We start from the raw sequence: 25,293 nt of genomic DNA, 5'->3' as shown, positions 1-25,293 counted from the left end.
ATTAGATCTCCTTATTTACCTTCATTGGAACGATCCTCAAATTGTTGAGGTCTTCGGTTGCCTCTTCGTCTGGGAGTAGAGCCAACCGGAAGAGGTTGTTCTTCTTTTGGAAGGACCTCTCCCTTAAAAACCCAAACTTTGATACCGAGAACTCCATAAGTTGTACTTGCAACTTTTGTGGCGTAATCGATTTCCGCTCGAAGAGTATGAAGAGGGACTCGACCTTCCCTTGTCCACTCTGAACGAGCGATCTCAGCCCCGTTCAATCTTCCCCCGACTTGTATTTTTAGCCCTAAAACACCTGCTCGCTGGGCTCTTTGTACCGCCATACGAATAGTTCTTCTGAAAGCAACTCTCTTTTCAAGTTGCTGAGCTATGTATTCAGCTAGAAGATGTGCATCCGCATCTACTCTGTCAACTTCAACTACATTGATTCTTACTTGTCTATTGCTGTCTCCTATTGTCTTTTGAATTCCTGCTCTAAGATCTTCGATGCCGCTACCCTGCCTACCAACAATCACACCAGGGCGAGCTGTTTTTAATTCAACTTCTAATTGATGAGCTTTCCTAGCGATTAATACTTCACTGATTCCTGCAGTTGAGTATTTTTTATTGATGAAACGCCTAATTCGATCATCTTCCTGTAAAAGAATTGGGTAAGTTTTACTTGGGGCGTACCACCTTGAGCGATGTTCCTGTGTTATTCCTAGCCTGATACCAGTGGGATGAATTTTATGGCCCATTAGTTTTTCTCCTCTTCTGGTGATGAGTTTGATGGTGAAGTTACAGCAATGCTTATATGACATGTCTGCTTCTTAATCGCAAAAGCTCGACCCTGCGCTCTTGGTCTAAATCTCTTCATAGTGGGTCCCATATCTGCATTTGCGCTGGTAATTATCAAACTGGAAGGATCGAGTCCTAAGTTATGTTCAGCATTTGCTACCGCAGATCTGAGAACCTTCGTAATTGGACCCGTTGATCGGTAAGGCATGAATTCAAGCATGATGAGAGCATCTCTATATGTTCTTCCCCTAATTTGATCTAATACTCTTCGTACTTTGGAAGCTGAACCCCTTACAAAACGTCCATGAGCTTTAGCAGAAGTTTGCGATGAAGTTGGAATTGTCATCTATCTACCCCCCTTTTTATCTCTTATGTGACCTTTGTAAGTTCTCGTAGGAGCAAATTCCCCTAACTTATGGCCAACCATTTGCTCAGTTATAAAGATTGGAATATGACTCCTCCCATTATGAACAGCGATTGTATGACCGATCATGATTGGCAAAATAGTTGAGGATCTTGACCATGTTTTGATGACGGATTTATCATCGTTTTCATTTTGTTTTTCAAGCTTTTTAAGCAAGCTGTCGGCTATGAAAGGGCCTTTTTTTAGTGAACGTCCCATAAGAAATTAGGTGAAAGTCTGTGAAATGATGTTCATTAGGAATCTCGTCCTCCTCGACTACGTTTAGAAATCCGTCGACGTTTTCTAAGAACAAATCGGTTACTTGGTTTGTTCTTCTTTCTTGTCTTGAGACCCAAGGCAGCCTTACCCCAAGGAGTCACAGGACCTGCTCTACCAATTGGTGCGCGGCCTTCTCCACCTCCATGTGGGTGATCACATGGATTCATAACACTTCCTCTTACTTGTGGTCTTCTTCCAAGCCATCTCCTTCTACCAGCTTTACCCAAACTTGTATTCCTTATTTCTGAGTTACCCACTTCACCAAGAGTAGCGAAGCACTCTTGACGAATTAATCGAACTTCTGTTGAGGGCAGCTTTACTGCAACATATTCGCCTTCTTTTGCAACAACTTGTGCACTTGCTCCTGCCGTCCTAACCATTTGCCCACCTCTACCAGGATATAGCTCTACGCAATGGACATTTGAACCAAGGGGAATAGAGGATAAAGGCAATGCATTCCCAGTTTCTATTGGTGCATCTGCCCCGGATACAACCTCTTGGCCGATTGTGATACCAGCGGGAGCAAGTATGTATCTTTTTTCTCCATCTGAATAGAAAAGAAGAGCCAATCGTGCATTGCGATGTGGGTCGTAATGAATAGCAGCTACTTTTGCGGTAACTCCATGCTTATTTCTACGAAAATCAACAATCCTGTAAAGCTTTTTATGCCCGCCTCCTCTGTGTCTACAAGTGATTACACCTCTGTTATTTCTTCCTTTCCTTCGATGTTTAGATACTACTAAAGATCTTTCAGGTTTACGAGAGGTGATCTCATTGAAATCTGTGACGACACGAGTTCTAGTGCCAGGAGTGTAGGGACGAAAAGTTCTGATAGCCATTGATTAATATCTCCTCATGATTCAGGGAAAAGTTGAATTGTGTCACCCTCAGCCAAGCGAACAACAGCTTTTTTTACTTGCGTTCGCTTACCTGCAAAGCGACCGACTCTGCGGCTCTTGCGAGGCGGATTCATAGTACTGATACCAATCACCTTTACATTAAACATAGATTCAACGGCAGCTTTGATGTCTGGTTTTGCCGCACGATGATCAACCTCAAAAGAATACTGATTAATCTCAATACCTCTTGTAGCTTTTTCGGTTATTAATGGGCGACGAATTACATCAGCCAATCTGTTTTTAAAATTTTCAGTCATTACCGTATACCTCCTGAATTGTTTTTAATGCATCTTGGCTAACGATGAGGTGATTAGCGTTCAACAAATCAAAAACATTAAGTTGATTAGCGTTGATTAACTTAACTCTCTCAAGATTTTTGATTGATTTGCTTATGACATCTGATGGACTATTCAAAACAATCAAAACTTTCTTGTCATTGGTAAATCCAAACCTTGCGAGAGCATCAACGATTTCCTTTGTTTTGGGGGTTTTGAGTTTAGAACCAAAATCTTTAACAATTAAAACATCACTAATTCGCGACATTAGTGCAGTTCTGAGGGCTAAACGACGTTCCTTCCGATTCATCGAAAGATTGTAAGTACGAGGTTTTGGGCCAAAAACAATACCGCCACCTGGTCTTAATGGTGTGCGAATTGAACCTTGGCGAGCTCGGCCAGTACCTTTTTGTTTGTAGGGTTTCCTACCTCCACCTCTAACTTCTGCTCTTGTAAGGGTGCTAGCAGTGCCTTGTCTTGAATGTGCCTGTTGGCGAAGTACAGCTCTATGAAGTAAATCCAACGCTGTGTTTTCCTTAGCTGCTTTTAAATCGAGAGTGGCATTTCCTGCTTCATTACCCTCCCAATCTTTTATGAGACAGTTGACCATTTATTTACCCCCTTGGTTTTGATAACCAACTCGATTAGCCGGCTTAATATTTAAGAGAGAACCTGGTTTACCAGGGACAGAACCCTTAACAACTAAGAGATTTTTATCACCATCAACTTTTATGATAGTTAGACCTTTTGTAGTGATTTTTTTCCCGCCATATCTCCCAGCCATCCTCTTGCCTGGATAAATTCGACCGGGAGTTGTACCTGCTCCGGTAGAACCTGGTAAGCGATGATTTTTAGATCCATGGCTCATTGGGCCACGACTAAAACCATGCCTTTTTTGATAACCAGCAAAACCACGCCCCATTGTGTCACCACTAACGTCGATTTTCTGACCAGCCTCAAAATTGATGACTGTTATTGCATCACCAAGCTGATAATTAGATAAATCTGGGACACGATACTCCTTGATGTGCCTCAGCAAGGATTCACCTGACTTTGCCAGATGACCTTTTTTGGGTTTGTTAACAAGTTTTTCTCGCACATCAGAAAAACCTATCTGAACAGCTGAGTAGCCGTCAGTTTCATCACTTTTAAGTTGAGTGATTCGACAGGGACCTGCCTCAATCAGTGTGACTGGGATAGCCTTGCCAGTGTCGTCAAAAAATTGGGACATGCCCAATTTTTTTCCAAGAATGCCAATTGACATGAGTTTAAATAACGCCAGCGAACTAATCTCAAAAAGAGACTTTAAGGGCTGATAACTCAAAATGCTGTTGAACCGAATAATCGCGATCCGTATTTAGAATCTGAAAATCAGTAGAGCTAGCGGGAATCAGCTGGCTGAGACTTAAAAAAAATCTTCGCGATTTTAGATAGTTTCTCGGCAAATAAATTCCTCAGAATTCATTGCTCGGGCCATTTTGATTTAACGCAAACGTTAAACCAGCCTTACTTTCTGGAGGCCCTGCTAGCGGGAGGGCACAGATAGCTTCAGCGAATAAATATTTTACACCACAGTGGCGACTTTGGTTATTCTCTATAGAGTTAAACCTGACTCTTATTGAGTTCATTGGATGCCTCTTTTACTTTCAGGTCAAAAATTTAAAAAAGATCTTGAATCATCTGGATGTCTTGCAATCTTCACTCCTCTTGAAGGTGGAGCTGAAACACGACTGTTACGCCGTCTAAGAAGTTCTGGATATAAAACCCAACTCATTTCAGCCAGAGGATTAGGAGACCCAGAGGTTTTTCTCTTCAACTTGCATGGGATAAGACCACCTCATCTTGGTCATCAAAACATAGGGAGAAACGGTGCGGTGGGAGAAGTCCAACAAGTAATTCCCCAGCTAAATGAATTTCTAGATAGCAACTGCAATTTAGTTCTGTGGCTTTTGGAAGGCCAGGTTTTATCAAACTCAGAACTTTTGAATTTAAATAATCTTTGTCAAAGAGAAACAAGATTAAAAATTGTCATTGAGATGGGAGGTTCAAGAAGCATTAAATGGCAATCTATTAAAAGTTTAATTGAAAGTTAAATATCAAATAAATCCCTTCCTGAAGAGAAATTCTCTGTTTAACGAGAATGCCCTTGAAAGTGGAAATTGGGTGAAACTTATTTGTGGAGCCAGTAATCAGGATTTATTGTCCATAACAGATTTGTGTTCAGTTTATGCAGCTGCTGGAGTGAACTGTATTGATGTGGCAGCTGATGTTGCTGTAGTGCAAGCCGCAAAAAAGGGATTAGACCAAATAGAAAAGAAATTTGACATCAGACCATGGCTAATGGTCAGCGTGAGTGATGGCAAAGATGTTCACTTTCGGAAAGCTTTTTTTGATCCAACTCACTGTCCTGAAGACTGTTCTCGCCCATGTGAGAGGGTATGTCCAGCAGATGCGATAAATAAAAATGATGGAATACTTAAAAATCTCTGCTATGGATGTGGACGCTGCTTACCTATTTGCCCTTTGGGGATTATTGAAGAAAAAGATCAATCTTTAAAGATTGAGGAATTCGGGGATTTAATTTCAACTGTTAAGCCAGATGCTGTGGAAATTCACACCGCACCCGGAAGAGATCAAGAATTTGAAAAAACAGTAGAAGCAATACTTACTTCAAACGTAAAACTAAATCGAATTGCAGTGAGTTGTGGATTACAAGGTCACTCAATAGATGAGTCGATACTCTCCAAAGAACTTTGGAAGCGCTATGAGTGCCTTAGAAAACACAACCAAAAACCAATCTGGCAACTTGACGGGCGTCCCATGAGTGGTGATCTAGGTAAAGGTACTGGAAAATTCGCTGTATCTCTATGGCAAAAAATAAAGCCTTTAGCTCCTCCTGGACCTCTTCAACTTGCTGGAGGGACAAACGCGGAGACCATAAACTATCTCTCTGGAGAAACTAGACCCTCAGGTATTGCATTTGGGGGTATGGCTCGTAAATTAATTCATCCTTTTTTAGTCGAGGCTCAGAAAAGAAATGTCAAACTTATTGATTGGCCCTACGGATGGGATCAAGCACTTAAGCTTGCAAAAGGACTCATAGACCCCTGGTCTACCAAATGAGAAATTCAAGAAAGCCTCACAAACGCAAACATGTAATGACGAAGTGATCATCTTGAAACTAATATGTTTACCCGTATGATTGAGAGAAGGAGAATTATTCTCTCTCTTTCCAATGGGGCGTCGCCAAGTGGTAAGGCAGCGGGTTTTGGTCTCGCCATTCGTGGGTTCGAATCCTACCGCCCCAGTTTTTGAAAATGTCGATTGCAAAAAATACCTTTATTAGTTTTAGATTTTGATGGAGTCGTTATTGATGGCATAAATGAATATTGGGAAAGTTCAAAAAAAGCTTGTTCAACAATCTTAAGATCTAACCCAACCTTCACTGAACACGATTTTGGAATATTTAAATCATTGAGACCTTGGGTTCACTATGGATGGGAAATGGTTCTTATATGTGCAGAGCTCTCAAAATCTGATAGTAATTTATCTTTAATAGGAGTTGAAAATTATAAAAAAAATTACAATGAAAACATAATTCAGGGACTTAATTTACTTAGTCTTAGCCCTCAACTTCTTCAAGCTTCACTTGATGATGCTAGAAAAAGGACTATTGATAAGGATATAAATTCATGGCTTGATAGTCACAAGACTTATCCAAATATTGCTGATCGACTCAATAAATTCAAAAATGAAAAAATTGAACTAGCAATCTTAACAACTAAACGAGCCGATTTCACTGCAAAGATTCTCCAATCACTGAGCATAAAAGTTAACTCTATCTATGGCCATAAGTCGGGATCAAAAACTGACTGTCTATTGAAAATATCCAAAGAATATGAACTAAAAGGTTTCGTCGAAGATAGGAGAACCACATTAGAAACAGTCATCAGAACACCTGGACTAGAGTCCCTACGATGTTTTCTTGCTAGTTGGGGATACCTGAAACCAGATGACAAAAATAATTTAAATTCAAAAATCCATCTTTTAGAAGCAGAAACTTTCTTAAACCCCTTGGCGAATTGGGTTTAATTAGCTAGCGTACGCTTGTACTAATCCAGGTTCAACAGTTGTCTGCTAGTAGCAACAAAGCTCGTTGAAAATTCCTTTAATTTCGAATATCACCATGGGAACTGAATCTAAAACAAATTTATCAACACATTCTGGCTATTCACAAAATACCGAAAAAGACAAGGCACTTAACCTAGTTCTTGGTCAAATAGAGCGCAATTTTGGGAAAGGCTCAATCATGCGCTTAGGTGATGCTTCGAAAATGAAAGTAGAAACTATTTCAACAGGAGCACTTACCTTAGATCTTGCTCTTGGAGGTGGTTATCCAAAAGGAAGAGTAGTTGAAGTTTACGGCCCAGAAAGTTCCGGAAAAACAACATTAACTTTGCATGCGATAGCAGAAGTACAAAGGAATGGGGGGATTGCAGCTTTTGTAGATGCAGAACATGCCTTAGACCCCGTTTATGCAGCTGCTCTTGGCGTAGATGTCGAAAACCTTCTGGTTTCTCAACCAGATACAGGAGAAATGGCACTAGAGATTGTTGATCAACTTGTACGTTCAGCAGCAGTCGACTTAGTAGTGGTTGATTCAGTTGCAGCACTAACTCCCAGGTCAGAGATTGAAGGAGAGATGGGAGATCATTCAGTCGGTAGTCAAGCCAGATTAATGAGTCAAGCTATGAGAAAAATTACTGGAAATATTGGAAAATCTGGATGCACAGTGATTTTTCTGAATCAATTACGTCTAAAAATTGGAATCACTTACGGTAATCCAGAAACCACAACAGGCGGAAATGCCTTGAAATTTTATGCATCGGTAAGACTCGATATACGGCGCATTCAAACTCTGAAACGAGGAACTGAAGAATATGGCATTCGGGCCAAAGTGAAAGTAGCAAAGAACAAAGTTGCGCCACCATTCCGAATTGCAGAATTCGACATACTTTTCGGGAAAGGGATTAGCACAACAGGTTGTTTACTTGATTTAGCAGAAGAGACAAATATTGTTTGTAGAAAGGGAGCCTGGTATAGCTATAAAGGTGACAATATTGGTCAAGGCCGTGATAATACGATTACATGGCTAGAAGATAATCTTGAAGCAAAGACTGAAATCGAAGCATTAGTGAGAACAAAGCTTACAGAAGGAACAGAAGTTAGCTCAAATTCAATGAAAGGAATAGGAACTACATCTAGAAGTTCACCTACACAAACAACAACTACAGATAGAGTCGTAAAGGCAGCATAGATTTATAAGTATTTATTTTATTTCAAATCAGCAGGGACCCACCAACCTGCCGCAGGGCCAATAACACGAACAATTACCCATAAAAGAATTAAAAATCCAATGCCAAACCATGCTCCTTTATTGGTGATCCGAATAAACAGCTCTTCTTGTTCTTCCGTGATGGGTAACCAAGTAAAGATTCTTTTTGATTCATCTTTTTTAATTGATTTGGATGATTTTTTCTGTTTAGACAAGCCTTTTTTTGCACGACGACGAGCTTCCCCCATGAATCTGCCAATGAGTGCTTCAATATTAAATCGGTAACAAGCGATCTAACGGAATCCACGGTTCAAGACTTCTTAAAACATGAGCGCCCCAACTTCTAGATCTTAAACGACCATCAAGTATTGCTATTCGACCTTGGTCGCATCGAATAGGTTCAATCAAATAAGGCAAAAAACCAAGAAGGTCTGGCAAAATTAATTCACGGAACCAATCGCGACCATGCATCTTGAATTGAGAAACACGAGCAGCAAGTAGAGGAGATTCAAGACTTGCAAGAGGTAGTACCCCCAAGATTAATTGTTTTGGGATGGGCAGTTTCTGATAATTTTCTAACCACCAACTACAACTACAACAAATTACACCGTTCTCTTTTATGGGAGGAGTTTCTTGAGTAACTCGATTACCAAATTGAGATGCTAGTTGGGCAGTCAACTTCTTTCTCATCTGTGCATCATCAAGCAAAACAATTGTGAGGCCCTGTTGTAGAAAAATTAATCTCAGGCATTGCTCTACAAGATATGTTTGAAAATATTTGGTATTAGGTAATGGTTGGCGTAAAGGTAAAAAAAGCTCAATAGGATTTTGATTGGGTATGGACCCCAGTTTGCATTTGAAATTGAATGAGCAATCAATTTCCCTCATTTCAGAGCAAAGCATCTCGTTTTCCCATGATCCAGAAAGCATTAAAAATGGGAACTTTTTTAATGTTTTCCCTAAATGATTAAGTGGCTCAAGGGGTTGAAGGTGCCAAATCCAATCAAGTTTCTCGTGATGTAAATGAGCCCAACTTGCCCAATTTCGGTCCAAGGCTTGCGCCACATCTACCCAAGGCTGAGGGTATTCCTTTAGTAATTTGAGAATATTATGAACCCCCAAAATATCTCGATCCTCCAGGGAAACCAGGGAGTTTTTGCTTGTGGATTGAACAAAAATTCTTTTTGTTATTCGTGAATGGGTTTCTAAAATTGAAGCAGAGAAAAGAGGAAATTGCAGCCTCAAGCTTTCCCATTCAGAGTAATCAATTTCGATCGCAAGAGCGGATCTTAATCTCTTCGAAAAAAGGTCAGCCTCGGGAATGATTAATTGTCTAGGCGAAATGTTATGACTTTTTAATGCGTATAAAAAATGTTTATAAGAAGTGATCCATATTTTGTTTTCCTGAGATGATGGGGGAATTATTGTATCTGCGATAGGCATCTCATAACCAGCATTTCTTAGTCTTGGTAATTCATACTTTAATAACCACAATCTTTGTGTCTCCGAGAGAATTAAAACAGCATTCGAATTTTTCAAACACAGTGGTATCAATAGACCTGGCCACCAAAAATTTTGGCTTCCAGATGGCAATTGAATTAATGAATTTTCAGCTCTTCTTAAACTTCTTGCAACAAGACGACTTAGCGTTAAATCATGTGGCCATACTGAATTCCCCTTGAGAAGGTTTTTTAGATGATGATGAGAGTGAGCCTCTAGCATCAAATTTGCCTAAAGTGAGAATGTTTCACTTTCATATTGATCGATAAAAAAATTTGGACAAAATCACAGCATGACTCAAGAACCAACCAAAAGAGAAAAAATTGGAATTGTTGGACTTGGGTTAATAGGAGGATCGCTTGGCTTAGCACTCCAATCAATAGGATATGAGGTTCATGGTTTAACTCATAAGAGAAATAGCGCAACCAAAGCAAAAAAAGGCAAACTTGCAAGCATAGTGAGTACTGAAGCTGACATTTTGAGAGACTGTGATTTAATTTTTCTAGCATTACCTATTAATCAATTACTTGATCCCAGTAAAAAATTGATAGCCTCTTTGCCCAAAGACTGTATTGTGACAGATGTAGGTTCCGTAAAAGTTCCAATAGTTAAAGTATGGGAAAAAATCCATCCTCTTTTTGTAGGTAGTCATCCAATGGCTGGATCAAATAATTCAGGAGTAGAGGCGGGAGATAAAAACCTTTTTAGACATAAAATATGGGTTACTACTCCCACACAAAATACAAGCACAGAAGCTTTAGGTTTTGTCAATCAATTAGTTTCATCTATTGGTTGTAAATTGTTATGCACTGATGCCAAAACCCATGATCAAGCCGTTTCACTTATTTCTCACTTACCTGTTTTGGTAAGCGCGGCTCTTCTTAAAACTGCTATGAGGGAAAAAAACTCGAGAGTTCTTGATTTAGCAAAGAAACTCGCATCTACTGGTTTTTCTGACACCAGTAGAGTCGGTGGTGGCAATCCAGAACTAGGGGTATCAATGGCAGCTAACAATACAACTGAAATACTTAAATCCCTTATTGGATATAGAGACTCTCTAAATCTGATAATTGACACTGTCTCTAAAAAAGATTGGATTAATCTAAAAAAAGAATTAGAATCAACCCAACAATCAAGAAATGATTTTATAGATGATTAATTTGGTAGCCGAATAGTTTCCATACCTCTATTTTTCATTAGCTGTTTGCAAACCATTAGTGCTGATTGACTTACTCCTGCCGTTCCCTCGCCTGGATAGATCGAATCTCCACAAAGCCATAAACCAGCCAAAGGAGTTCTACTTGGCAATCCAAAAGGTCCAAAATTTCTCAAATCTTGGCCTAATCCACCAACAATTCCTTTTGGACGATTAGTCCATTTTTGAAAGCTTTTTGGTGTAGCTAATTCATGGTGCAGCCAATCGTTTTTCGTTAACTTTAGATACTCATTTAGTTCGCTAATAATAAGTTTGGCAATATCCCGCTTTTGTTGATAATAATCAGAAGAACTAAGATCAAACCACTGATCAACATCGGTAAACACGCTCGCGATAATTGTAGCTTTTCCCACAGGAGCTCTTCCATCTCCTTCTCGACTGATTGAAATAAAAAGCGATTCAAAATTTTTGGAAGTTATTTGGACATGTCCGGGCAAGTTTTGGGGAAGACAAGAGCGAGTAATCCCCCCATAAAGAACTATTGCGCCTGAAGGCTTCGATAGACTAGTTAAACGACTTTCAAACCCAGGGTGGCTAATTGATAAATCGGAAACCAAACCTAAAAGAGATTGTGGTGGTGGAGTAAAAATCACATCTTTTGCCCTCAAATAATTGAGTTCACCAGAGCTATTTTTTAGTTCTAAAGTCCAAGAATCATCTGAGTCAATTTTTTTTAAATTAGTAAGTTTATTATTCAATAAAACTTTCCCACCTTTTTGAGTAAAGCATGAAACTAATTTTTTGCTCAAATTTTGCATGGATCCATCAATATGAAATAACCCCAAGGGATATTGAGCCATTTGCAAAACAGTCGCCCCGTAAAGTGCTGCAGTTCTGTCAGATTTCTCCTGCGAATATAGTTTTAGTTGCATGTCCAAAAATTTTTTAAGCCTAAGATCCCTCTGACAGCCGGTCAAAAATAGAAGATCTTTAATAGTTAACAAGGCAAAAAGCGTTGAGGGAATATTGTTAATTCTAAAAGATTTGATTAACTCGCTAAGATCCCAATGAGATCTAACTGGCATTATTGGATCTCTATTAGCTAAAGACCAATTACTTTGGTGTAAGTAGGAGCAAAGAGACCAAAATCTCTCACTCCCAGGAAACTGAGCTTCTCTTTCTTCTTTCCATTTAACTGGATCATGCCAAAGTGAAATTGGCTCAGATCCATCGCCAATATCAACTAAACATCCTGGGTCAAGAATTGAGGAAACTGGTTGGGAAGCATTTAGATATCTAAAAATCCTCTCGTGAATACCACCAAATTCAAGTCCAGCGACTTGGGTGGCACCAACATCAAAAATAAAATCACCACGTTTAAAGGTACCCGCGCATCCACCAATTTGAGAGTGTGATTCAACTAGAACAGCAGGGATTCCTTCTTTTACAAGAATTGATGCTGCTGTTAAACCAGCTATACCTCCACCAATAACGATGACTGTTTTAAATTCGTCCATTAATCTTGAATATAAATTAAAAAAATCAGAAATGCGAATAAAGACTTTTCGGGATTTAATTGTCGAATCTAATATTTTCCAAAAATCTGAATTAAAAAATATCTTTTCAGTTAGTGGTGGCTCAATACATAATTGTTGGAAAATCGAACTGATAAATAATGAATCTTATTTTCTTAAAACAACAACAAGTGAAAATCATTCGATGCTTCTTTTTGAAAGGGATTGCCTAATCGAAATTAATAATTACGTAAACCCTAACTATTTAACTTGCCCAAAACCAATCTCTATTGTTAATAAAGAAGGTCTTTCTTTATTAATACTGCCATGGTTGGACCTTAATAGTGGCAATCAAAGAAAGCTTGGTATTGGTTTAGCAAAACTTCACCAAAAATCTAGTAAAAAATATAAAGGTGAATTTGGATGGGCAAATGATGGTTTTATCGGAAGTAATATTCAAAAAGGAGGATTTGACTCAAGATGGGGAGATTTCTTTGTCAAATTTAGATTGATTCCGCAACTAGAAATGGCATTGAAAAATAGGTTAATAACTACAGATCAAAATGATTTATTAGAAGATATCAGGCAATTCTTAAATGAAGAATTTACAGAAGCCTCATTAGTTCATGGTGACTTATGGAGCGGTAATGCATCAACAAACAAGAACGAAATTGGTTTGATATTTGATCCTGCCTGTTATTGGGCTGATAAAGGCGTGGACATAGCGATGACAAAACTATTTGGTGGATACACAAAAAGTTTTTATGATGGCTATGAGGAAATATCCTCTCTAGGTCAATTGAGCCCATTAAAAGAGGACATTTACAATCTTTACCACATGCTTAACCATGCAAATTTGTTTCAAGGGCATTACATACAGCAAACATCTGATTTAATTACCAAAATCAGATGTTTACTTAATGGTTAACCTAAGTATTCTTGTCTTAAATTCTGGACTTTCTCAAGAACAGCTGAACGTTTCTCACTGGTGGTCAAATTCTGCCAACTCCACTGGCAAAGAACTATTACACCTAAAAGTTCTAAAAGACCAGGTAGTAATGGGAAGAAATTGATAGTGTCAATAACTATCTTGATAAGAACTTGAGCAAGAATGACAACTGCAATGATGCCAGCGGCCTTTCCGTATTTACCCATTTGAGTCCAATCAATTTTACTCAAAGTTTCATTAACCTTATTCATGAGCTCACTTGTGCGCTCAGAGAAACCAGCCGTTTCTGAATTATTTGAGCCTTCTTTAGACTCTGGGGGAGCATCAGACATGAACACAAGCTGCAAAGCAATTTCTTTTCTGACATTATCGAACTAATCTTTTAATTGCCAGGGTGAAAATACAGATACTTCCGAACCCAAATAGAGAGAATCCCGAACTTCGACAATTTATCGACCAAAAATTACCTGTTGAATTTTTTCACAACACAGAAAATTTACTCCAAAACCATTTTTCACAAAATCTACCCAATGAAAGTTGCGGACTATTAATCGGGAAAAAACAAATATCTGTTGAGAAAACAATAAAAATTCAAATTTTTTCTATCTGGCTTTGCAAAAACATTTGGGAGCCAGGAATATTTGAAGAAGTTGCGCACCCTAGAAAATGCAGTCCCAAGAGTGAAGGACTTTCCAAAAAAAATCGTTTTGCGATTGACCCCAAAGCAAAAATACTTGCACAAAAGTGGTCAAGATCATATGGATGGGAGATTATTGGAAGCGCGCACTCTCATCCTTACTCAAAGGCAATACCCTCACAAACCGATCTGTCTCTTGTAACTGAACCTAGCTTAATGGTTATCGGAGCTGCTTCAAGAGGTTTGTATGCGTGGTGGGTAGACCAAAAGAAAAATTTTATAGAATTGCCAATATCGATAAAATGAATTCAAATTAGAACATAGGGTTACCAAAGCTCTATTCTTTGTAATTAATGAACAAAAGAGTGAGTCAAATTAAGTTTAATGAAGAGGAGCTATCTAGGTACGAACGCCAAATCTGCCTTAATGAAATCGGTATTGAGGGGCAAAGGAAAATTAAAAGCAGTTCAGTGTTATGCGTTGGGAGTGGCGGACTTGGTTCACCAGTCCTTCAATATTTAGCCGCCGCAGGGATTGGGAGGCTGGGAGTAGTTGATTACGATAAGGTTGAAAGTTCAAATTTACATCGGCAATTAATTCATAAAAATAGTTCATTAGGTAAATTAAAAACTGATTCGGCAAAATCATCAATTCTTGATATTAATCCCTATTGTTCAGTCACAACCTTTGATGAAATTTTAAATAAAAAAAATATAATCAATATTATTAAATCTTTTGACATTATTTGTGATTGCTCTGATAACTTTCCAACAAAATTCTTAATTAATGATGCATGTGTTATACTTAAAAAAACTAATGTTTATGCTTCAATTGCATCATTTGAGGGTCAAGTATCTGTGTTTAATCAATTTGAAAATAGCCCTAATTTAAGAGATATAATTCCTGAACCTCCTCCAATAGAAATCGTTCCAAACTGTTCTGATACTGGTGTAATGGGAATATTACCTGGAATTATAGGTACTATTCAAGCTAGTGAAGTCATTAAAATAGTGACTGAAATAGGGGATTCACTCAATGGCAGGTTACTTGTCTTTAATGCACTTCAGATGAAATTTAAAGAACTCAAAGTAAATAAGATAAGCAAACATGAATTTAGAGAATTAAAGGAATATGAGGGTTTTTGTTTTGATAAGGAAAAATATAAGGAGATTGAATCAGTAGAGGAGATCTCAGTAAAAGAATTAAAAGGGATAATAACAAAAGGTGAAGCAAACTACATACTAATTGATGTTAGAAGCAAGAATGAGTACAGAGATTATTCTATTTCTTATTCAATTAATTATCCTAAGGAAGAAATTGAAAATAAAAAGATAGTGGAAGAAATAAAAACATTATCTGCTGGGAAGAAAATCTTTTTTCATTGTAAAAGGGGTAAAAGTTCAGTCAAAACGATTCTAAAATTAAAAAAATACGGGATCAATGGTATTAATGTAAAGGGTGGTATTGAAGCCTGGAAATTAATTGAATTAATAAATTAATAATCAACTCCTCGTTTTAAATCAACGCCTCTTTCAGCGTAATGTTTATGACAAACCATTTCTGAATGCACACTAGCCAAATCGAAATATGCGGGTTGATTTTTACACCTGCCTGTGATGATTACTTCGGTTTCAGTGGGCTTCCTTAATAGAGTTTGCACTATTGGCTCAACAGGTAAAAGCTCTAGATCGATAGTTGGATTCAATTCGTCAAGAATTACAGTTTTATAGAGTCCACTTGATATGGCAGCGCTTGCAATTTCCCAAGCTCTCTCAGCTTCAACATAATCAATAGCCTGCTGTTGGCCACGCCAAACAATTGCATCTCGCCCTGAACGCAAATGATCAACCAAATGTGGGTAAATCTCCCTTAGGGCAGCAATAGCTGCATCCTCTGTATACCCTTGCCCCCCCTTCAACCACTGAAGAATAAGAACTCTATGGCTTTTATCTTGGCTAATACCACGACCAATTGCCTGAAGTGCTTTACCAAGAGCACTTGTAGATTTACCTTTACCTTCACCAGTGTAAATTTCAATACCACTTAAATTCTGCGAAATGAAATTATTTTCATTAATTCCTGGAGCCCGATGAGCTTTCATTTCTGAATGCAGTTGAGCAATTTTTATTAATTCATCAGGCGCTGCTCTCCCAGTAACAATAATTTCCATGCCATCAGGTCTAGATTTGAGAGTTTTTACAACCTCCTTAACTTCAAGTAAGCCCAAATCTAGTACGGGATTCAACTCGTCAAGAACCACAACGGAATATAAAGAACTTGCTATTGCTCCTTTTGCAATATCCCAACCCCTCTCAGCTTCCTTGATATCTGATTTTGTGACCTCTGAAGCAGAGAAAAATTCTGCTCTACCAGTTCTGACTTGATCAATTAAATGAGGAAAACCCTGCTGTAGAGCATCTATTGCTGGATCCTCGTCATAGGATCTCTCAGGACCTTTTAGAAAACGAAGTAATAAAACCCTTGTTTGCTTCTTCTCACAAATTCCAAGACCAATTGTTCTTAAGACAACCCCTAAGGCGGCTTGGCTTTTCCCTTTACCATCACCATCATATATATGTAATTGACCTTGATTTCTCTCCTGACTATCACTTGCAGTAACAATACCAATACCCCTACTTGATGACGAGCGTTTTGTTTCGTCTCTACTTTGGGACTTATTATCTTCTTTTTTTAACTGCATGAAATACGCATTTACCTCTAAAGCTTAACCAGATCTTCAAAAGAGGATAGTCTTCTAATGAAAAACCCTACAAAAGTGGAATTCTCCCCCCTCGAAGAACTTAACGAGGATGATTCAAAAAAACTCACAAACCTTAGGAATTTCATAAAAGAAATTCAGGCTGCTCACATAGCTTATTCCGGAGGAGTTGATAGCACACTAATCGCAGCAATTTCATATGAGCAACTAGGGGAGCGTGCAGTAGCAGTTACTGGGATTTCTCCTGCACTGGCACCTCACCTACTAGATGAAGCAAGGCTGCAAGCTTCCTGGATTGGTATCAAACATGAAGAATATGAAACTAATGAATTAAAAAATAGTGCTTACACAAAAAATCCAGAGAATCGATGCTATGCATGCAAAAGTGAATTACATGCAACTTTGAGAAAAATTGCCTCTATTTCTCACAAAGGAGCAATATTAGACGGAGTTAACCATGATGATGAAAAAGATTTCAGGCCTGGTATTCAAGCTGCGAGAGAAGCTGGGGTCATATCACCACTTGCGGAACTTAAAATTTCAAAATCAACTGTTCGATCAATATCAAAATCTTTGGGATTTCCTTGGTGGGATAAACCAGCGCAGCCGTGTCTCGCCTCAAGATTTCCCTATGGAGAGCCAATTAGCTCAAAAAGATTGAAACAAACTGCACTTGCAGAGAAATGGATTATCGACAAAGGTTTTAGTCAGGTTAGAGTTAGAATTCATGGGCTATCTGCAAGGATTGAAATCCTCAATGAAGAAATAGATCAATTTCACTCACGCATTGAGAGAAAAGAAATCGTAAAGTATTTTCTATCAATAGGCTTCACTTCAGTAAGTCTTGATCTTGAGGGACTTTTAAGTGGGAAATTAAATCGAGATAGATTTATAAATTAGCGATTCTTCATTTAAGAATCTTAGATTGAAGTTTTTCTTGGGATCGATCTTTCCAAAGTCTTTAAAGATGAGTGCCCCGCATTAAATTCTCTGATCAAAACATCGCAAGCTCTCTCCGGCATTGCCTGATCTCCACAAGTAAAAACATCAACAGCTCCATAACCAATTTCTGGCCAAGTATGAATTGACATATGCGATTCAGCCAACAGAGCAAGAGCTGTTACTCCTTGAGGTGCAAATCGATGAGTAATAAGATTCACCAAAGTTGCTCCAGCCAGTTTTGCAGATAAAGCCATCGTAGTACTTATAAAGGACTCATCATTGAGCTTGATTTTATTGCAGTTATAAAGTTCAAGGATGCAATGCTTTCCTGTATTTATTTGACTTTTTGGCATGATCAAATTTTTTGTGGTACCTATTTTTGATTTAGATAAATCATTTTTGGCACACAAATAAGATTGAATATTTTCCATAATTTATAAATTTAGTTTATTACCTCAGCCAAGGTCTAGCTTTTACTTGAAAGATTTAAGCTCCATCACCTGGGAGTTCTTTTTCCACTCACCCTCAAAACCATCAAGATGAGTTGCACTTATGAGACATTGATAATTTTGCCCCACCATGTCCAAAAGCATTAGTTGTCTATGCGGATCCAACTCAGCCAAAACGTCATCAAGTAACAACAAAGGAGATTGATCAAAAATCTGACCAATCAATTCCAACTCAGCCATCTTCAAAGCGAGAACCAGTGTTCTCTGTTGACCAGCAGAACCAAAGCGCCTAGCAGGCAAACCATTAAGAAGTAAATTTATTTCATCTCTGTGTGGTCCAATTTTACAAGTACCCGTTTTCTCTTCAACTTCTCGCTGGGATAACAATTGTTTTTCTATAAGCATCATCAAAGTTCGCTCATCTTCATCGTCAGATAGCTGCGCACCAGGAAGATAATCAAGTTTCAAAATCTCAGTGTTACTACTTAAATTTTGCTGCCATTTGTTGGCCAGAGGTTGTAATCGACTCAAAGCTCTTTTTCTTCTTCTATGAATGCGTGTACTGACAAGAGCCATTTGAGTATCAAATGCATCTAATAAAGCCCCCATCTCATTTGGCGAAAAATATCTAAATTTTTGCCAAATCCTTGAACGCTGTTTGAGAAGTTTATTGAATCTCTGGATTAGCTCGGAATAAACAGGTTCAAGTTGCTGTACGACACGGTCAAGCCAAAATCGCCTCATCGCTGGTTCTCCCCTCACTAAAGTTAAATCAAGTGCACTAAAACAAACACACCTAAGAGGACCAATAAGATCGTTCTGCTTGGGGAGAAACTTATCGTTTCGAAAAACTCTCCGCCCCCCCTTACTTCTAAATTCGATCATTAGCTCATCTTGCTCCTCAGTAATTGCCTTAGCTCTTGCCTTCGATTGCCCCCAAAATACTAAATCTTGGTCTTTACTAGAGCGATGAGATCTCAATGAACCTATCAATTCAACAGCTTCAAGTAAATTAGATTTTCCTGTGCCATTACGACCAACAATTAAAAGCCTATTCTCTTCCAACCTGAGTTGAAAATTCTTGTAGTTCCTAAACCACATCAATTCCAGTTGTTGAAGTCTAATTTTCTTTCAGTTACTCTTTAGCTAGAGTTACTTTAGTGAGGTATTCAAAAAATAACCTCCCCCTCACTGTTTTAAAATTTGGGGCATGTAGCTCAGTTGGATAGAGCATCAGATTCCGGTTCTGAGAGTCGGGGGTTCGAGTCCCTCCATGCTCGTAAATGATTGTCTCCTAAAGTTTGAGGCCCATAGTTCTTATTCCACCTGGATCAAGAATAAATCCGCTCCTTTTAAGTGCTTTAAGTGAAATAGCCGGAGCTGCAACAGAAATACTGCAACCTGGCATATCTCTCCTAATGGTTTGCAAAATACGGTTTACGAGGACTGAAATAAATGCCTCCTGAAAATCACCAGGCTCAGCACAAAGATCCCAAATATTTGCGTTGAGACCTTTATCGCTAGTTACACGAACAAAACCAAAAAGTCTACCTGTTTTTTTTTCAATAATAGAAAGATGACAATCGCATTTTCTTAAAGCCTTTTCAAGAAGTCGTGGTGGATGTGTCTCTAAGTTACATCTCGCAAGCAGCCTATTAAGAGCTTGAGAAGATGGCAACTCTTTCGCGTTCAATAAAAATCCATCGGGGATTTTGGGGGATTTTGAATATTGATGAGGAAAACTTAGCAAAATTCAACCTGTATTACGCATACCTGCTGCGATGCCATTGATGGTCAACAGTGCTCCTCTAAGTAATTCACTTCTGCTGTAGGTCCTTTTGACTTCTCCATTTTGATAATCTAATTCACTTATGGGGGGCTGACGATTCTGATCTCTTAATCGCCTCAACAAAGCGACTTGTAAAAAGCCTAGGGGGATAATTGTTCTATTTCGTAAATCCACAGATAATTGAAGAGCTGGGTCAGCACTGAGTAGGCGTTTTTTACCAGTGATATCGAGAATAAGTGTTTTAGTAAGTTTATATTCTGTTGAAATAATCTCAAAAATATCGTCAAAGGCTTTTCTATTATCGTCACTGCCTAGACTTCTTACATAATGATAAGCTACCTCTAGGTCAACCTTAGAAAGTGTCATCTCAACTTTTGAAACCAACATCCTAAAGAAAGGCCATCTTTGATGAAGAAGTCTAAGAAGAGTTATTGCTTGTGGATCAGCTTTGAGTTCATGAGATAAAGCTGTACCTACTCCAAACCAACTCGGCAATAAAAAACGACTTTGAGTCCAACCAAAAACCCATGGAATAGCTCTTAAACTTGAGAGATCTTTTGCACCAGATTTTCTTCTAGCAGGACGACTTGAGATTTGTAACTTACTAATTTCCTCAATAGGTGTTACCTCTTGAAAAAACTGGACTAGATCCGGATTCTCATGCACTAATGCCCGATAGTGCTCTCTAGATCTTGCAGCAAGTCTTGTCATTAACTCATTCCAACTGGGAGTTGCATCTAATTCATTTGTAACCAAACTATTTTGTAACACAGCAGTTGTGACTGTTTCTAAGTTATAAAGAGCCAATTCAGGTAGGCTATATTTTGAAGCAAGAACCTCTCCTTGCTCTGTAATTTTTATCCTTCCTTGTAATGTTCCACTAGGTTGAGCAAGTATAGCTTGATAAGCAGGCCCCCCTCCTCTGCCAACAGAGCCTCCACGACCATGGAATAATCTAAACGCAACTCCTTGTTGGCTTGCAAGATTTTGAAGTGCTATTTGAGCTTTGTGTATTTCCCAGTTACTAGATAAAAAGCCAGAATCTTTATTACTATCTGAATAACCAAGCATGACCTCTTGAAGTGGCTGATCTTTCTCTCCAACAGTAGGTAAAAGCTTTCTATAGAGATCTGATGAAAGTATCTTCTCCATTACTGATGGTGCATGCTGCAAATCCTCAACCGTCTCAAACAGCGGGACAACTAATATATTTGCACTTCCTGTAGATGGCTCAACTAGGCCAGCTTCTTTTGCAAGAAGAAGGACTTCAAGTAAATCTGAAACAGTATGACTCATAGAAATGACATATGAGCGGCAAATACGACTACCAAATTCTTGCTGTAAACGATGAAGCATTCTAAATACAGAAAAAGTCTCTTCAGTAGTTTGGGACCATTGTACTGAAGGAGGGATTAGAGGGCGCCTAGTCTTCAATTCACCCATTAACCAATTCACTTTCTCCTCTTCATCCATATTTCCATAGGATTTTTCAAGCTTTAGATAATGTGTTAATTCATCCAAAGAATCACTATGTCGATTACTTTCTTGTCTAATATCTAAACTTGCCAGAGAAAAACCAAAGATATGCACCTGAGTAAGAAGAATATCTAATGATTCACAACTTAGATTTGTACTAACAAGACTATTTCTTATTAGTTCAAGATCGCTTTTAAACTCTGTAAAGGATTCATAGTGCAAGATCTCAGTTGGACTATTGATTGCTTTACTTGAGCTTTCTACATCAGAAGTAGTTTTCCATCCAGCATCAGCTAATTGATTATTTCTCTCATGGGTTAAACGAAGTTTTTCAATTGTATAACTAAGCTTTAATCGATAAGGTTCCAATCTATATCTAGCAGCTCTCTCCTCATATATTTCAGGAAATCGAACTCTATCAATTTCAAGTGACTCCAACAGAGGTGGGCTAACTTGGCTCCACTGCATTGAAATACTTAATTGATCTCTTAAATTTTGAACAGATTTTATGTATCTCTCAAGCATAAGTTTTCGTTGATAACATGCAGTCCTCCAGGTTATTTCAGGAGTCACAGATGGATTACCATCACGATCAGAACCCACCCAAGATCCAAAAGTACAGAATGCTTCTTGAGGAATCTCTACATCGGGGTAGTTAGTAGAAAGAGCAGAAAGTAAACGTCTACGTAACTGCGGCATTGCATCGAAAAGCACTTGCTGAAAATAATGCAATGCATAATCCACTTCATCTAAAACTGATGGTTTAAATTGATGGAGTTCATCAGTACGCCACCAAAGTCTAATTTCCTCCTCTAATTGAAGTCTTATACTTGCCTTCTCTGATGACGAAGAATTCACTTCGGATTGAATTTGCTGTAATAATGTTGCTACTTTTGTTTGTTTATGACGAACCGTATGCCGCACTATTTCTGTTGGATGAGCTGTAAAAACCAGTCGAATATCCATTTCTCTCAAAAGAGCCTCTAGCTTTCCTGGCGGGACATTAAGAGATCTGAGTCTCTGAAACAATTCACTAAAAGTTATCGGGGCTGTTTGGCTAGCAAGAGGTGGCGCAAATGGATCTAAATCTTCAGAAGAGCTGCTTTTAATTTTACTAATCGTTTCTAAGTAGCTATCTTCTTCAATCCTTTGTTCAAGAATATTAACCAACTGAAAATACAAAGAAAAAGCCCTGGCAGCAGAAATAGCCTCAGCTAAATCCATTTCACTGATGAGTTTGGCTATTTCATCACTGCAATTAGTTGAGTTCTCAACTTGTAACTCGAGCGGGTCACTCAATCTTTTGAGTCGTAATAATTTTTCAGTTTGATCAGCTGGACACTCACTACGAAGAACTGTTTGCCAAAGATCCTCAACAAGTTCAAGTCTTTGCTGCAAGAGACGGCCTGGATCGGAAATATTTTTTTTTATTATCTCCTTCATATGATTTTGATTTGAACTGGAGGACCTTGGAGAAGATTCTGATTTAAATTCATGTTTTATCATGTCAGAATAACGCTTTATGTGATGGGACATGTGCAATTTCTTCGGCTTCCATTGTCTTGATGCCTCTCTGAATTAGAGTTTTGATTGGTAAACCTTGCCTGTAATCATCAAGCCATTTTATAGCCTGATTACCATTAATCAAAACATCCTCAATCGGCCGAAGAATCTCTTTAAGTCCTAACTCTTGCGCCAAAGGTGAAACTTCATCTAAAAGCCTATAAATCCAATCTTTGCAATTAATAAAACTTCCATCTTTCCAATGTTTCAAATTAGCATTAAGACTATACTTGGCTGCCTGAATATCATTGGCATCACTCAATTCAGCAAGTTCTTTTGGTTCTAATTCACTTGCTTGGATTGGGTCGAATAAGTCGATTTTTCTCGATAGAAGAATTATTCGAAGCTCAATAAGGGCAGTAATAGCTAAAAGCAAATCGCAATCAGTGATCAAATCGCAAACACGTATTTCCAATCTATTAAGTTCATATGGTCTTTTGGGGCCATTGGGTCTTACTGAAGTCCAAAAATGCCTCTCGTTCCACATTTCACCGCTCGCCAACTGCTTCTCAACCCAAATTACATATTGTTCATGGCTCTCAAACATAGGTACATTTTTCGGTGTAATGGGGAATTGCAACCACCTTTGAGAATGTGAACCAGTAATCGAGCCATCCAAAAAAGGTGAGCTAGCGCTTAAAGAGAGAAATAAAGCTGTTTCGCATCTAACAAGTCTTAATGCAGAAAAAAGAGTTCTCAAATTATCTATGCCAATATTGATGTGAACACTTGTTGTTACGACATTTGTCCCATAATTTTTTTCAATTAATTCATGATAGGGATTGTGAGGGTCTGAGCGTTCAAATTTGTCACTGCTACCTAAACTCAGAGTACTTCCAGGCAATATTGTGAGATTTCTCTGCGTCAGCCATTTACGCAACTTAATACGCGGAGCAAGCAAAGCCTCTCGCAATTTTGAATATTTTTTTTCTGGGGATGTTATGAATTCAAGGTTTCTTTGATCAGGTTCTTTGACAAATTCTGGCAAATCTCTAGTAGCAGATCTGGCTATCCCGACATGCTCACCTGTTGACAACCCTGTAAAAAGCTCAACCTCAAAACCCTTTAAGAGTAAACCCATACTCATTTGTTCAGAGAATTCAAACAAGCCACGGCAGAAAGCATACCCCTGGCCTTATTAATTGTTTCTTGATATTCATTGGCGGGGATGGAATCAGCGACAATACCTGCCCCAGCTTGTACTTCAACTTTCCATTTTCCAGTTCCACCAGATGTGACGACCATAGTTCTGATTGTGATTGCAGTATTTAATGCTCCATTTAAATCCATGGAACCATAAACCCCGGAATAGGGTCCTCTTCTCTGAGTCTCAAGTTTATTAATCAATTGCATAGCTCGGATCTTAGGAGCTCCACTTACCGTCCCTGCAGGAAATGCTGCCATGAGTAAATCCCAAACATCATTACGCTCGTTGAGAAGTCCCTTAACTGAACTAACGATGTGCATGACATGTGAATACTTTTCAATAACCATTAACTCTTTTACTGAAACACTCCCTGATTTGCAGACCCGTCCAAGGTCATTCCTTCCAAGATCAACAAGCATGACATGCTCAGCTCTCTCCTTGGGATCGCATAAGAGCTCCTCGGCTAAAGAATGATCCTGATCACTGTCAGCACCCCTTGGGCGAGTCCCAGCTATCGGCCTAAGGCTCACAGAAACACCCTTAGAGCTAGGTTCTGCTTTAACCATTACTTCTGGACTTGATCCAATTAGATACCAATCACCAAAGTCAAAAAAGGCCATAAATGGTGAAGGGTTTACCATCCGTAAACTCCTGTAAAGATCGAAGGGATTGTGAGGAACTTTTGTTGAAAATTTTTGACTTAGGACTAATTGAAAAATATCTCCCTTTTCAATTCTTCTTTTTGCTTCAAGGACGGCATTTTCAAATCCAACTTTTGACCAATTTTTAGATATGTCTTTAATGTTTGGTTTTTCTGGATTCCATTGAAGTCTATTAACGCCATTCATGGGTTCAGACATGACTTTTTTAAAATCCTGTATGCCCTGCAAGGCAATTTCATAAGCCTTTTCCGGCACTGAATTACTTGTTAAATCTCCATAAGAGACAGCTATTATAAATCTTTTAACTTGATCAAATATCAATAGTTTGTCCATAAACATCCAAGTTGCATCAGGCAAATCATTACTCTCGACATCATGAATAGGTACTTTCGGCTCTATCCAATTGATAAGTTCATATCCCCAAGTACCAAATAATTGCCCAAGAGGTGGTAATCCATCAATTGGAATTGATTTATAAACAGAAAGCCAACCGCGAAGAATTTCAAAAGGATTGCCCTCGAAATTCTCTGAAATACCATTTCTCCATTCTCTTTGTAGTTTTTTCCCTCTCACTGTTGCAGACCAAACTGGATCAACAGCGACAACACTCCACCTACCAATGGTTTCTCCTCCTTCAACTGATTCGAGTAAAACCCCTTTGGATTTATTACTTTGCGAAATTTTCAACCAAGTTGAAAGTGGGGTCTCTAAGTCGGCAGGCCAACTCTCAACAAGAGGTATAAATGTAGCGCCATTGGCAGCTAACTCAAAAAACTTTTTTTTATTTAAAAGTTCCATGACTGCATCATCGCAGCC

General features: G+C 38.5%; 28 protein-coding genes and 2 tRNA genes. 11 read left to right on the top strand and 19 right to left on the bottom strand.

What is annotated here, in order from left to right; translation table 11 throughout:
- Positions 1–11: 11 nt before the first annotated feature.
- From rpsC to AC6EJA_RS07380, 8 genes are all read right to left on the bottom strand, one after another.
- Entirely contained in the window at positions 12–743 is a 732-nt protein-coding gene (rpsC, locus tag AC6EJA_RS07415; protein ID WP_498502020.1) for a 30S ribosomal protein S3, read from the bottom strand.
- Positions 743–1,129 carry a 50S ribosomal protein L22 gene (rplV, locus tag AC6EJA_RS07410; protein WP_498502019.1) on the bottom strand — a complete coding sequence of 129 codons (387 nt, stop codon included), beginning with the start codon at positions 1,127–1,129 and terminating at the stop codon, positions 743–745. Before rplV ends, rpsC begins: the two co-directional genes overlap by 1 nt.
- On the bottom strand, positions 1,130–1,405 hold the full coding sequence (gene rpsS / locus AC6EJA_RS07405) for a 30S ribosomal protein S19 (RefSeq protein ID WP_498502018.1): 276 nt from the start codon (positions 1,403–1,405) through the stop codon (positions 1,130–1,132).
- 35 nt (positions 1,406–1,440) lie between these two features.
- Positions 1,441–2,304, bottom strand: a complete 864-nt coding sequence (gene rplB / locus AC6EJA_RS07400; protein ID WP_498502017.1) for a 50S ribosomal protein L2 — start codon at positions 2,302–2,304, stop codon at positions 1,441–1,443.
- 14 nt (positions 2,305–2,318) lie between these two features.
- Positions 2,319–2,621: a 50S ribosomal protein L23 gene (locus AC6EJA_RS07395; protein WP_498502016.1), complete on the bottom strand. Its 303-nt coding sequence runs from the start codon at positions 2,619–2,621 to the stop codon at positions 2,319–2,321.
- Positions 2,614–3,249: a 50S ribosomal protein L4 gene (rplD, locus tag AC6EJA_RS07390; protein WP_498502015.1), complete on the bottom strand. Its 636-nt coding sequence runs from the start codon at positions 3,247–3,249 to the stop codon at positions 2,614–2,616. Before rplD ends, AC6EJA_RS07395 begins: the two co-directional genes overlap by 8 nt.
- Positions 3,250–3,903, bottom strand: a complete 654-nt coding sequence (gene rplC, locus AC6EJA_RS07385; RefSeq protein ID WP_498502014.1) for a 50S ribosomal protein L3 — start codon at positions 3,901–3,903, stop codon at positions 3,250–3,252.
- Positions 3,904–4,093: 190 nt separating this feature from the next.
- Entirely contained in the window at positions 4,094–4,267 is a 174-nt protein-coding gene (locus tag AC6EJA_RS07380; RefSeq protein WP_498502013.1) for a hypothetical protein, read from the bottom strand.
- Between the two features lie 3 nt (positions 4,268–4,270).
- Between AC6EJA_RS07380 and ndhN the strand changes: the two genes are divergently transcribed.
- From ndhN to recA, 5 genes are all read left to right on the top strand, one after another.
- The gene (gene ndhN, locus AC6EJA_RS07375) at positions 4,271–4,732 is read left to right on the top strand and encodes an NAD(P)H-quinone oxidoreductase subunit N (RefSeq protein ID WP_498502012.1); all 462 of its coding nucleotides are present in this window, start codon (positions 4,271–4,273) and stop codon (positions 4,730–4,732) included.
- A gap of 70 nt (positions 4,733–4,802) precedes the next feature.
- On the top strand, positions 4,803–5,762 hold the full coding sequence (locus tag AC6EJA_RS07370; RefSeq protein ID WP_498503576.1) for a Light dependent period protein LdpA domain-containing protein: 960 nt from the start codon (positions 4,803–4,805) through the stop codon (positions 5,760–5,762).
- 113 nt (positions 5,763–5,875) lie between these two features.
- Positions 5,876–5,947 (top strand) — tRNA-Gln (locus tag AC6EJA_RS07365).
- A gap of 16 nt (positions 5,948–5,963) precedes the next feature.
- Positions 5,964–6,731 carry an HAD family hydrolase gene (locus tag AC6EJA_RS07360; protein ID WP_498502011.1) on the top strand — a complete coding sequence of 256 codons (768 nt, stop codon included), beginning with the start codon at positions 5,964–5,966 and terminating at the stop codon, positions 6,729–6,731.
- 94 nt (positions 6,732–6,825) lie between these two features.
- A complete protein-coding gene (recA, locus tag AC6EJA_RS07355) occupies positions 6,826–7,956 on the top strand; it encodes a recombinase RecA (RefSeq protein WP_498503575.1) in 1,131 nt (376 codons plus the stop codon).
- Between the two features lie 17 nt (positions 7,957–7,973).
- Here the strand turns inward: recA and AC6EJA_RS07350 are convergent, their stop codons facing one another.
- Together AC6EJA_RS07350 and AC6EJA_RS07345 are read right to left on the bottom strand one after the other, a co-directional pair.
- On the bottom strand, positions 7,974–8,222 hold the full coding sequence (locus AC6EJA_RS07350) for a DUF2839 domain-containing protein (RefSeq protein WP_498502010.1): 249 nt from the start codon (positions 8,220–8,222) through the stop codon (positions 7,974–7,976).
- Positions 8,223–8,247: 25 nt separating this feature from the next.
- Positions 8,248–9,696, bottom strand: a complete 1,449-nt coding sequence (locus AC6EJA_RS07345) for a helicase (protein ID WP_498502009.1) — start codon at positions 9,694–9,696, stop codon at positions 8,248–8,250.
- Positions 9,697–9,766: 70 nt separating this feature from the next.
- On the opposite strand from AC6EJA_RS07345, the gene AC6EJA_RS07340 reads away from it, so the two are divergent.
- Positions 9,767–10,633: a prephenate/arogenate dehydrogenase gene (locus AC6EJA_RS07340; protein WP_498502008.1), complete on the top strand. Its 867-nt coding sequence runs from the start codon at positions 9,767–9,769 to the stop codon at positions 10,631–10,633.
- Here AC6EJA_RS07340 and crtD read toward each other — a convergent pair.
- Positions 10,630–12,147, bottom strand: a complete 1,518-nt coding sequence (gene crtD / locus AC6EJA_RS07335) for a C-3',4' desaturase CrtD (RefSeq protein ID WP_498502007.1) — start codon at positions 12,145–12,147, stop codon at positions 10,630–10,632. The genes AC6EJA_RS07340 and crtD overlap by 4 nt on opposite strands.
- Between crtD and AC6EJA_RS07330 the strand changes: the two genes are divergently transcribed.
- Positions 12,125–13,072 carry a fructosamine kinase family protein gene (locus tag AC6EJA_RS07330; RefSeq protein ID WP_498502006.1) on the top strand — a complete coding sequence of 316 codons (948 nt, stop codon included), beginning with the start codon at positions 12,125–12,127 and terminating at the stop codon, positions 13,070–13,072. The genes crtD and AC6EJA_RS07330 overlap by 23 nt on opposite strands.
- Here AC6EJA_RS07330 and AC6EJA_RS07325 read toward each other — a convergent pair.
- Complete coding sequence (locus AC6EJA_RS07325; protein WP_498502005.1) at positions 13,069–13,425, bottom strand: CAAD domain-containing protein; 357 nt, start codon at positions 13,423–13,425, stop codon at positions 13,069–13,071. The genes AC6EJA_RS07330 and AC6EJA_RS07325 overlap by 4 nt on opposite strands.
- A gap of 62 nt (positions 13,426–13,487) precedes the next feature.
- Between AC6EJA_RS07325 and AC6EJA_RS07320 the strand changes: the two genes are divergently transcribed.
- Together AC6EJA_RS07320 and moeB are read left to right on the top strand one after the other, a co-directional pair.
- Entirely contained in the window at positions 13,488–14,036 is a 549-nt protein-coding gene (locus AC6EJA_RS07320) for a M67 family metallopeptidase (RefSeq protein ID WP_498502004.1), read from the top strand.
- A 47-nt stretch (positions 14,037–14,083) separates the two neighbouring features.
- The gene (gene moeB, locus AC6EJA_RS07315) at positions 14,084–15,229 is read left to right on the top strand and encodes a molybdopterin-synthase adenylyltransferase MoeB (protein ID WP_498502003.1); all 1,146 of its coding nucleotides are present in this window, start codon (positions 14,084–14,086) and stop codon (positions 15,227–15,229) included.
- Here moeB and AC6EJA_RS07310 read toward each other — a convergent pair.
- Positions 15,226–16,431 (bottom strand): cob(I)yrinic acid a,c-diamide adenosyltransferase, encoded by a 1,206-nt coding sequence (locus AC6EJA_RS07310; protein WP_498502002.1) that lies wholly within the window; start codon positions 16,429–16,431, stop codon positions 15,226–15,228. The genes moeB and AC6EJA_RS07310 overlap by 4 nt on opposite strands.
- Positions 16,432–16,488: 57 nt before the next feature.
- On the opposite strand from AC6EJA_RS07310, the gene larE reads away from it, so the two are divergent.
- Entirely contained in the window at positions 16,489–17,349 is an 861-nt protein-coding gene (larE, locus tag AC6EJA_RS07305) for an ATP-dependent sacrificial sulfur transferase LarE (protein ID WP_498502001.1), read from the top strand.
- A 20-nt stretch (positions 17,350–17,369) separates the two neighbouring features.
- On the opposite strand, the gene speD is transcribed toward larE, so the two are convergent.
- Together speD and recF are read right to left on the bottom strand one after the other, a co-directional pair.
- The gene (gene speD / locus AC6EJA_RS07300) at positions 17,370–17,822 is read right to left on the bottom strand and encodes an adenosylmethionine decarboxylase (RefSeq protein WP_498502000.1); all 453 of its coding nucleotides are present in this window, start codon (positions 17,820–17,822) and stop codon (positions 17,370–17,372) included.
- 42 nt (positions 17,823–17,864) lie between these two features.
- Positions 17,865–18,941 carry a DNA replication/repair protein RecF gene (recF, locus tag AC6EJA_RS07295; protein ID WP_498501999.1) on the bottom strand — a complete coding sequence of 359 codons (1,077 nt, stop codon included), beginning with the start codon at positions 18,939–18,941 and terminating at the stop codon, positions 17,865–17,867.
- Between the two features lie 105 nt (positions 18,942–19,046).
- On the opposite strand from recF, the gene AC6EJA_RS07290 reads away from it, so the two are divergent.
- Positions 19,047–19,120 (top strand) — tRNA-Arg (locus AC6EJA_RS07290).
- A 14-nt stretch (positions 19,121–19,134) separates the two neighbouring features.
- Here AC6EJA_RS07290 and AC6EJA_RS07285 read toward each other — a convergent pair.
- From AC6EJA_RS07285 to AC6EJA_RS07270, 4 genes are all read right to left on the bottom strand, one after another.
- Positions 19,135–19,590, bottom strand: a complete 456-nt coding sequence (locus AC6EJA_RS07285) for an N-acetyltransferase (RefSeq protein WP_498501998.1) — start codon at positions 19,588–19,590, stop codon at positions 19,135–19,137.
- Between the two features lie 3 nt (positions 19,591–19,593).
- Complete coding sequence (gene ppc, locus AC6EJA_RS07280) at positions 19,594–22,548, bottom strand: phosphoenolpyruvate carboxylase (RefSeq protein WP_498503574.1); 2,955 nt, start codon at positions 22,546–22,548, stop codon at positions 19,594–19,596.
- A 64-nt stretch (positions 22,549–22,612) separates the two neighbouring features.
- The gene (gene gshA, locus AC6EJA_RS07275; protein WP_498503573.1) at positions 22,613–23,755 is read right to left on the bottom strand and encodes a glutamate--cysteine ligase; all 1,143 of its coding nucleotides are present in this window, start codon (positions 23,753–23,755) and stop codon (positions 22,613–22,615) included.
- A complete protein-coding gene (locus AC6EJA_RS07270; RefSeq protein ID WP_498501997.1) occupies positions 23,752–25,275 on the bottom strand; it encodes an anthranilate synthase component I family protein in 1,524 nt (507 codons plus the stop codon). Before AC6EJA_RS07270 ends, gshA begins: the two co-directional genes overlap by 4 nt.
- Positions 25,276–25,293 lie beyond the last annotated feature (18 nt).

This window comes from Prochlorococcus sp. MIT2309, from assembly GCF_059772305.1.
This window is presented reverse-complemented; position numbering and strand designations above follow the sequence as displayed.

Excerpts from the sequence above, each read along its gene's own strand:
- rplV (WP_498502019.1), bottom strand. The coding sequence starts at position 1,129 with ATGACAATTCCAACTTCATCGCAAACTTCTGCTAAAGCTCATGGACGT.
- rplD (WP_498502015.1), bottom strand. The coding sequence starts at position 3,249 with ATGGTCAACTGTCTCATAAAAGATTGGGAGGGTAATGAAGCAGGAAAT.
- rplC (WP_498502014.1), bottom strand. The coding sequence starts at position 3,903 with ATGTCAATTGGCATTCTTGGAAAAAAATTGGGCATGTCCCAATTTTTT.
- gshA (WP_498503573.1), bottom strand. The coding sequence starts at position 23,755 with ATGAGTATGGGTTTACTCTTAAAGGGTTTTGAGGTTGAGCTTTTTACA.
- recF (WP_498501999.1), bottom strand. The coding sequence starts at position 18,941 with ATGTGGTTTAGGAACTACAAGAATTTTCAACTCAGGTTGGAAGAGAAT.
- AC6EJA_RS07310 (WP_498502002.1), bottom strand. The coding sequence starts at position 16,431 with ATGCAGTTAAAAAAAGAAGATAATAAGTCCCAAAGTAGAGACGAAACA.
- moeB (WP_498502003.1), top strand. The coding sequence starts at position 14,084 with ATGAACAAAAGAGTGAGTCAAATTAAGTTTAATGAAGAGGAGCTATCT.
- AC6EJA_RS07345 (WP_498502009.1), bottom strand. The coding sequence starts at position 9,696 with ATGCTAGAGGCTCACTCTCATCATCATCTAAAAAACCTTCTCAAGGGG.
- AC6EJA_RS07350 (WP_498502010.1), bottom strand. The coding sequence starts at position 8,222 with ATGGGGGAAGCTCGTCGTCGTGCAAAAAAAGGCTTGTCTAAACAGAAA.
- AC6EJA_RS07330 (WP_498502006.1), top strand. The coding sequence starts at position 12,125 with ATGACTGTTTTAAATTCGTCCATTAATCTTGAATATAAATTAAAAAAA.
- crtD (WP_498502007.1), bottom strand. The coding sequence starts at position 12,147 with ATGGACGAATTTAAAACAGTCATCGTTATTGGTGGAGGTATAGCTGGT.
- rplB (WP_498502017.1), bottom strand. The coding sequence starts at position 2,304 with ATGGCTATCAGAACTTTTCGTCCCTACACTCCTGGCACTAGAACTCGT.
- speD (WP_498502000.1), bottom strand. The coding sequence starts at position 17,822 with ATGGAAAATATTCAATCTTATTTGTGTGCCAAAAATGATTTATCTAAA.
- AC6EJA_RS07380 (WP_498502013.1), bottom strand. The coding sequence starts at position 4,267 with ATGAACTCAATAAGAGTCAGGTTTAACTCTATAGAGAATAACCAAAGT.
- AC6EJA_RS07325 (WP_498502005.1), bottom strand. The coding sequence starts at position 13,425 with ATGTCTGATGCTCCCCCAGAGTCTAAAGAAGGCTCAAATAATTCAGAA.
- rpsC (WP_498502020.1), bottom strand. The coding sequence starts at position 743 with ATGGGCCATAAAATTCATCCCACTGGTATCAGGCTAGGAATAACACAG.
- ppc (WP_498503574.1), bottom strand. The coding sequence starts at position 22,548 with ATGAAGGAGATAATAAAAAAAAATATTTCCGATCCAGGCCGTCTCTTG.
- ndhN (WP_498502012.1), top strand. The coding sequence starts at position 4,271 with ATGCCTCTTTTACTTTCAGGTCAAAAATTTAAAAAAGATCTTGAATCA.
- rpsS (WP_498502018.1), bottom strand. The coding sequence starts at position 1,405 with ATGGGACGTTCACTAAAAAAAGGCCCTTTCATAGCCGACAGCTTGCTT.
- recA (WP_498503575.1), top strand. The coding sequence starts at position 6,826 with ATGGGAACTGAATCTAAAACAAATTTATCAACACATTCTGGCTATTCA.
- AC6EJA_RS07340 (WP_498502008.1), top strand. The coding sequence starts at position 9,767 with ATGACTCAAGAACCAACCAAAAGAGAAAAAATTGGAATTGTTGGACTT.
- AC6EJA_RS07270 (WP_498501997.1), bottom strand. The coding sequence starts at position 25,275 with ATGGAACTTTTAAATAAAAAAAAGTTTTTTGAGTTAGCTGCCAATGGC.
- larE (WP_498502001.1), top strand. The coding sequence starts at position 16,489 with ATGAAAAACCCTACAAAAGTGGAATTCTCCCCCCTCGAAGAACTTAAC.
- AC6EJA_RS07395 (WP_498502016.1), bottom strand. The coding sequence starts at position 2,621 with ATGACTGAAAATTTTAAAAACAGATTGGCTGATGTAATTCGTCGCCCA.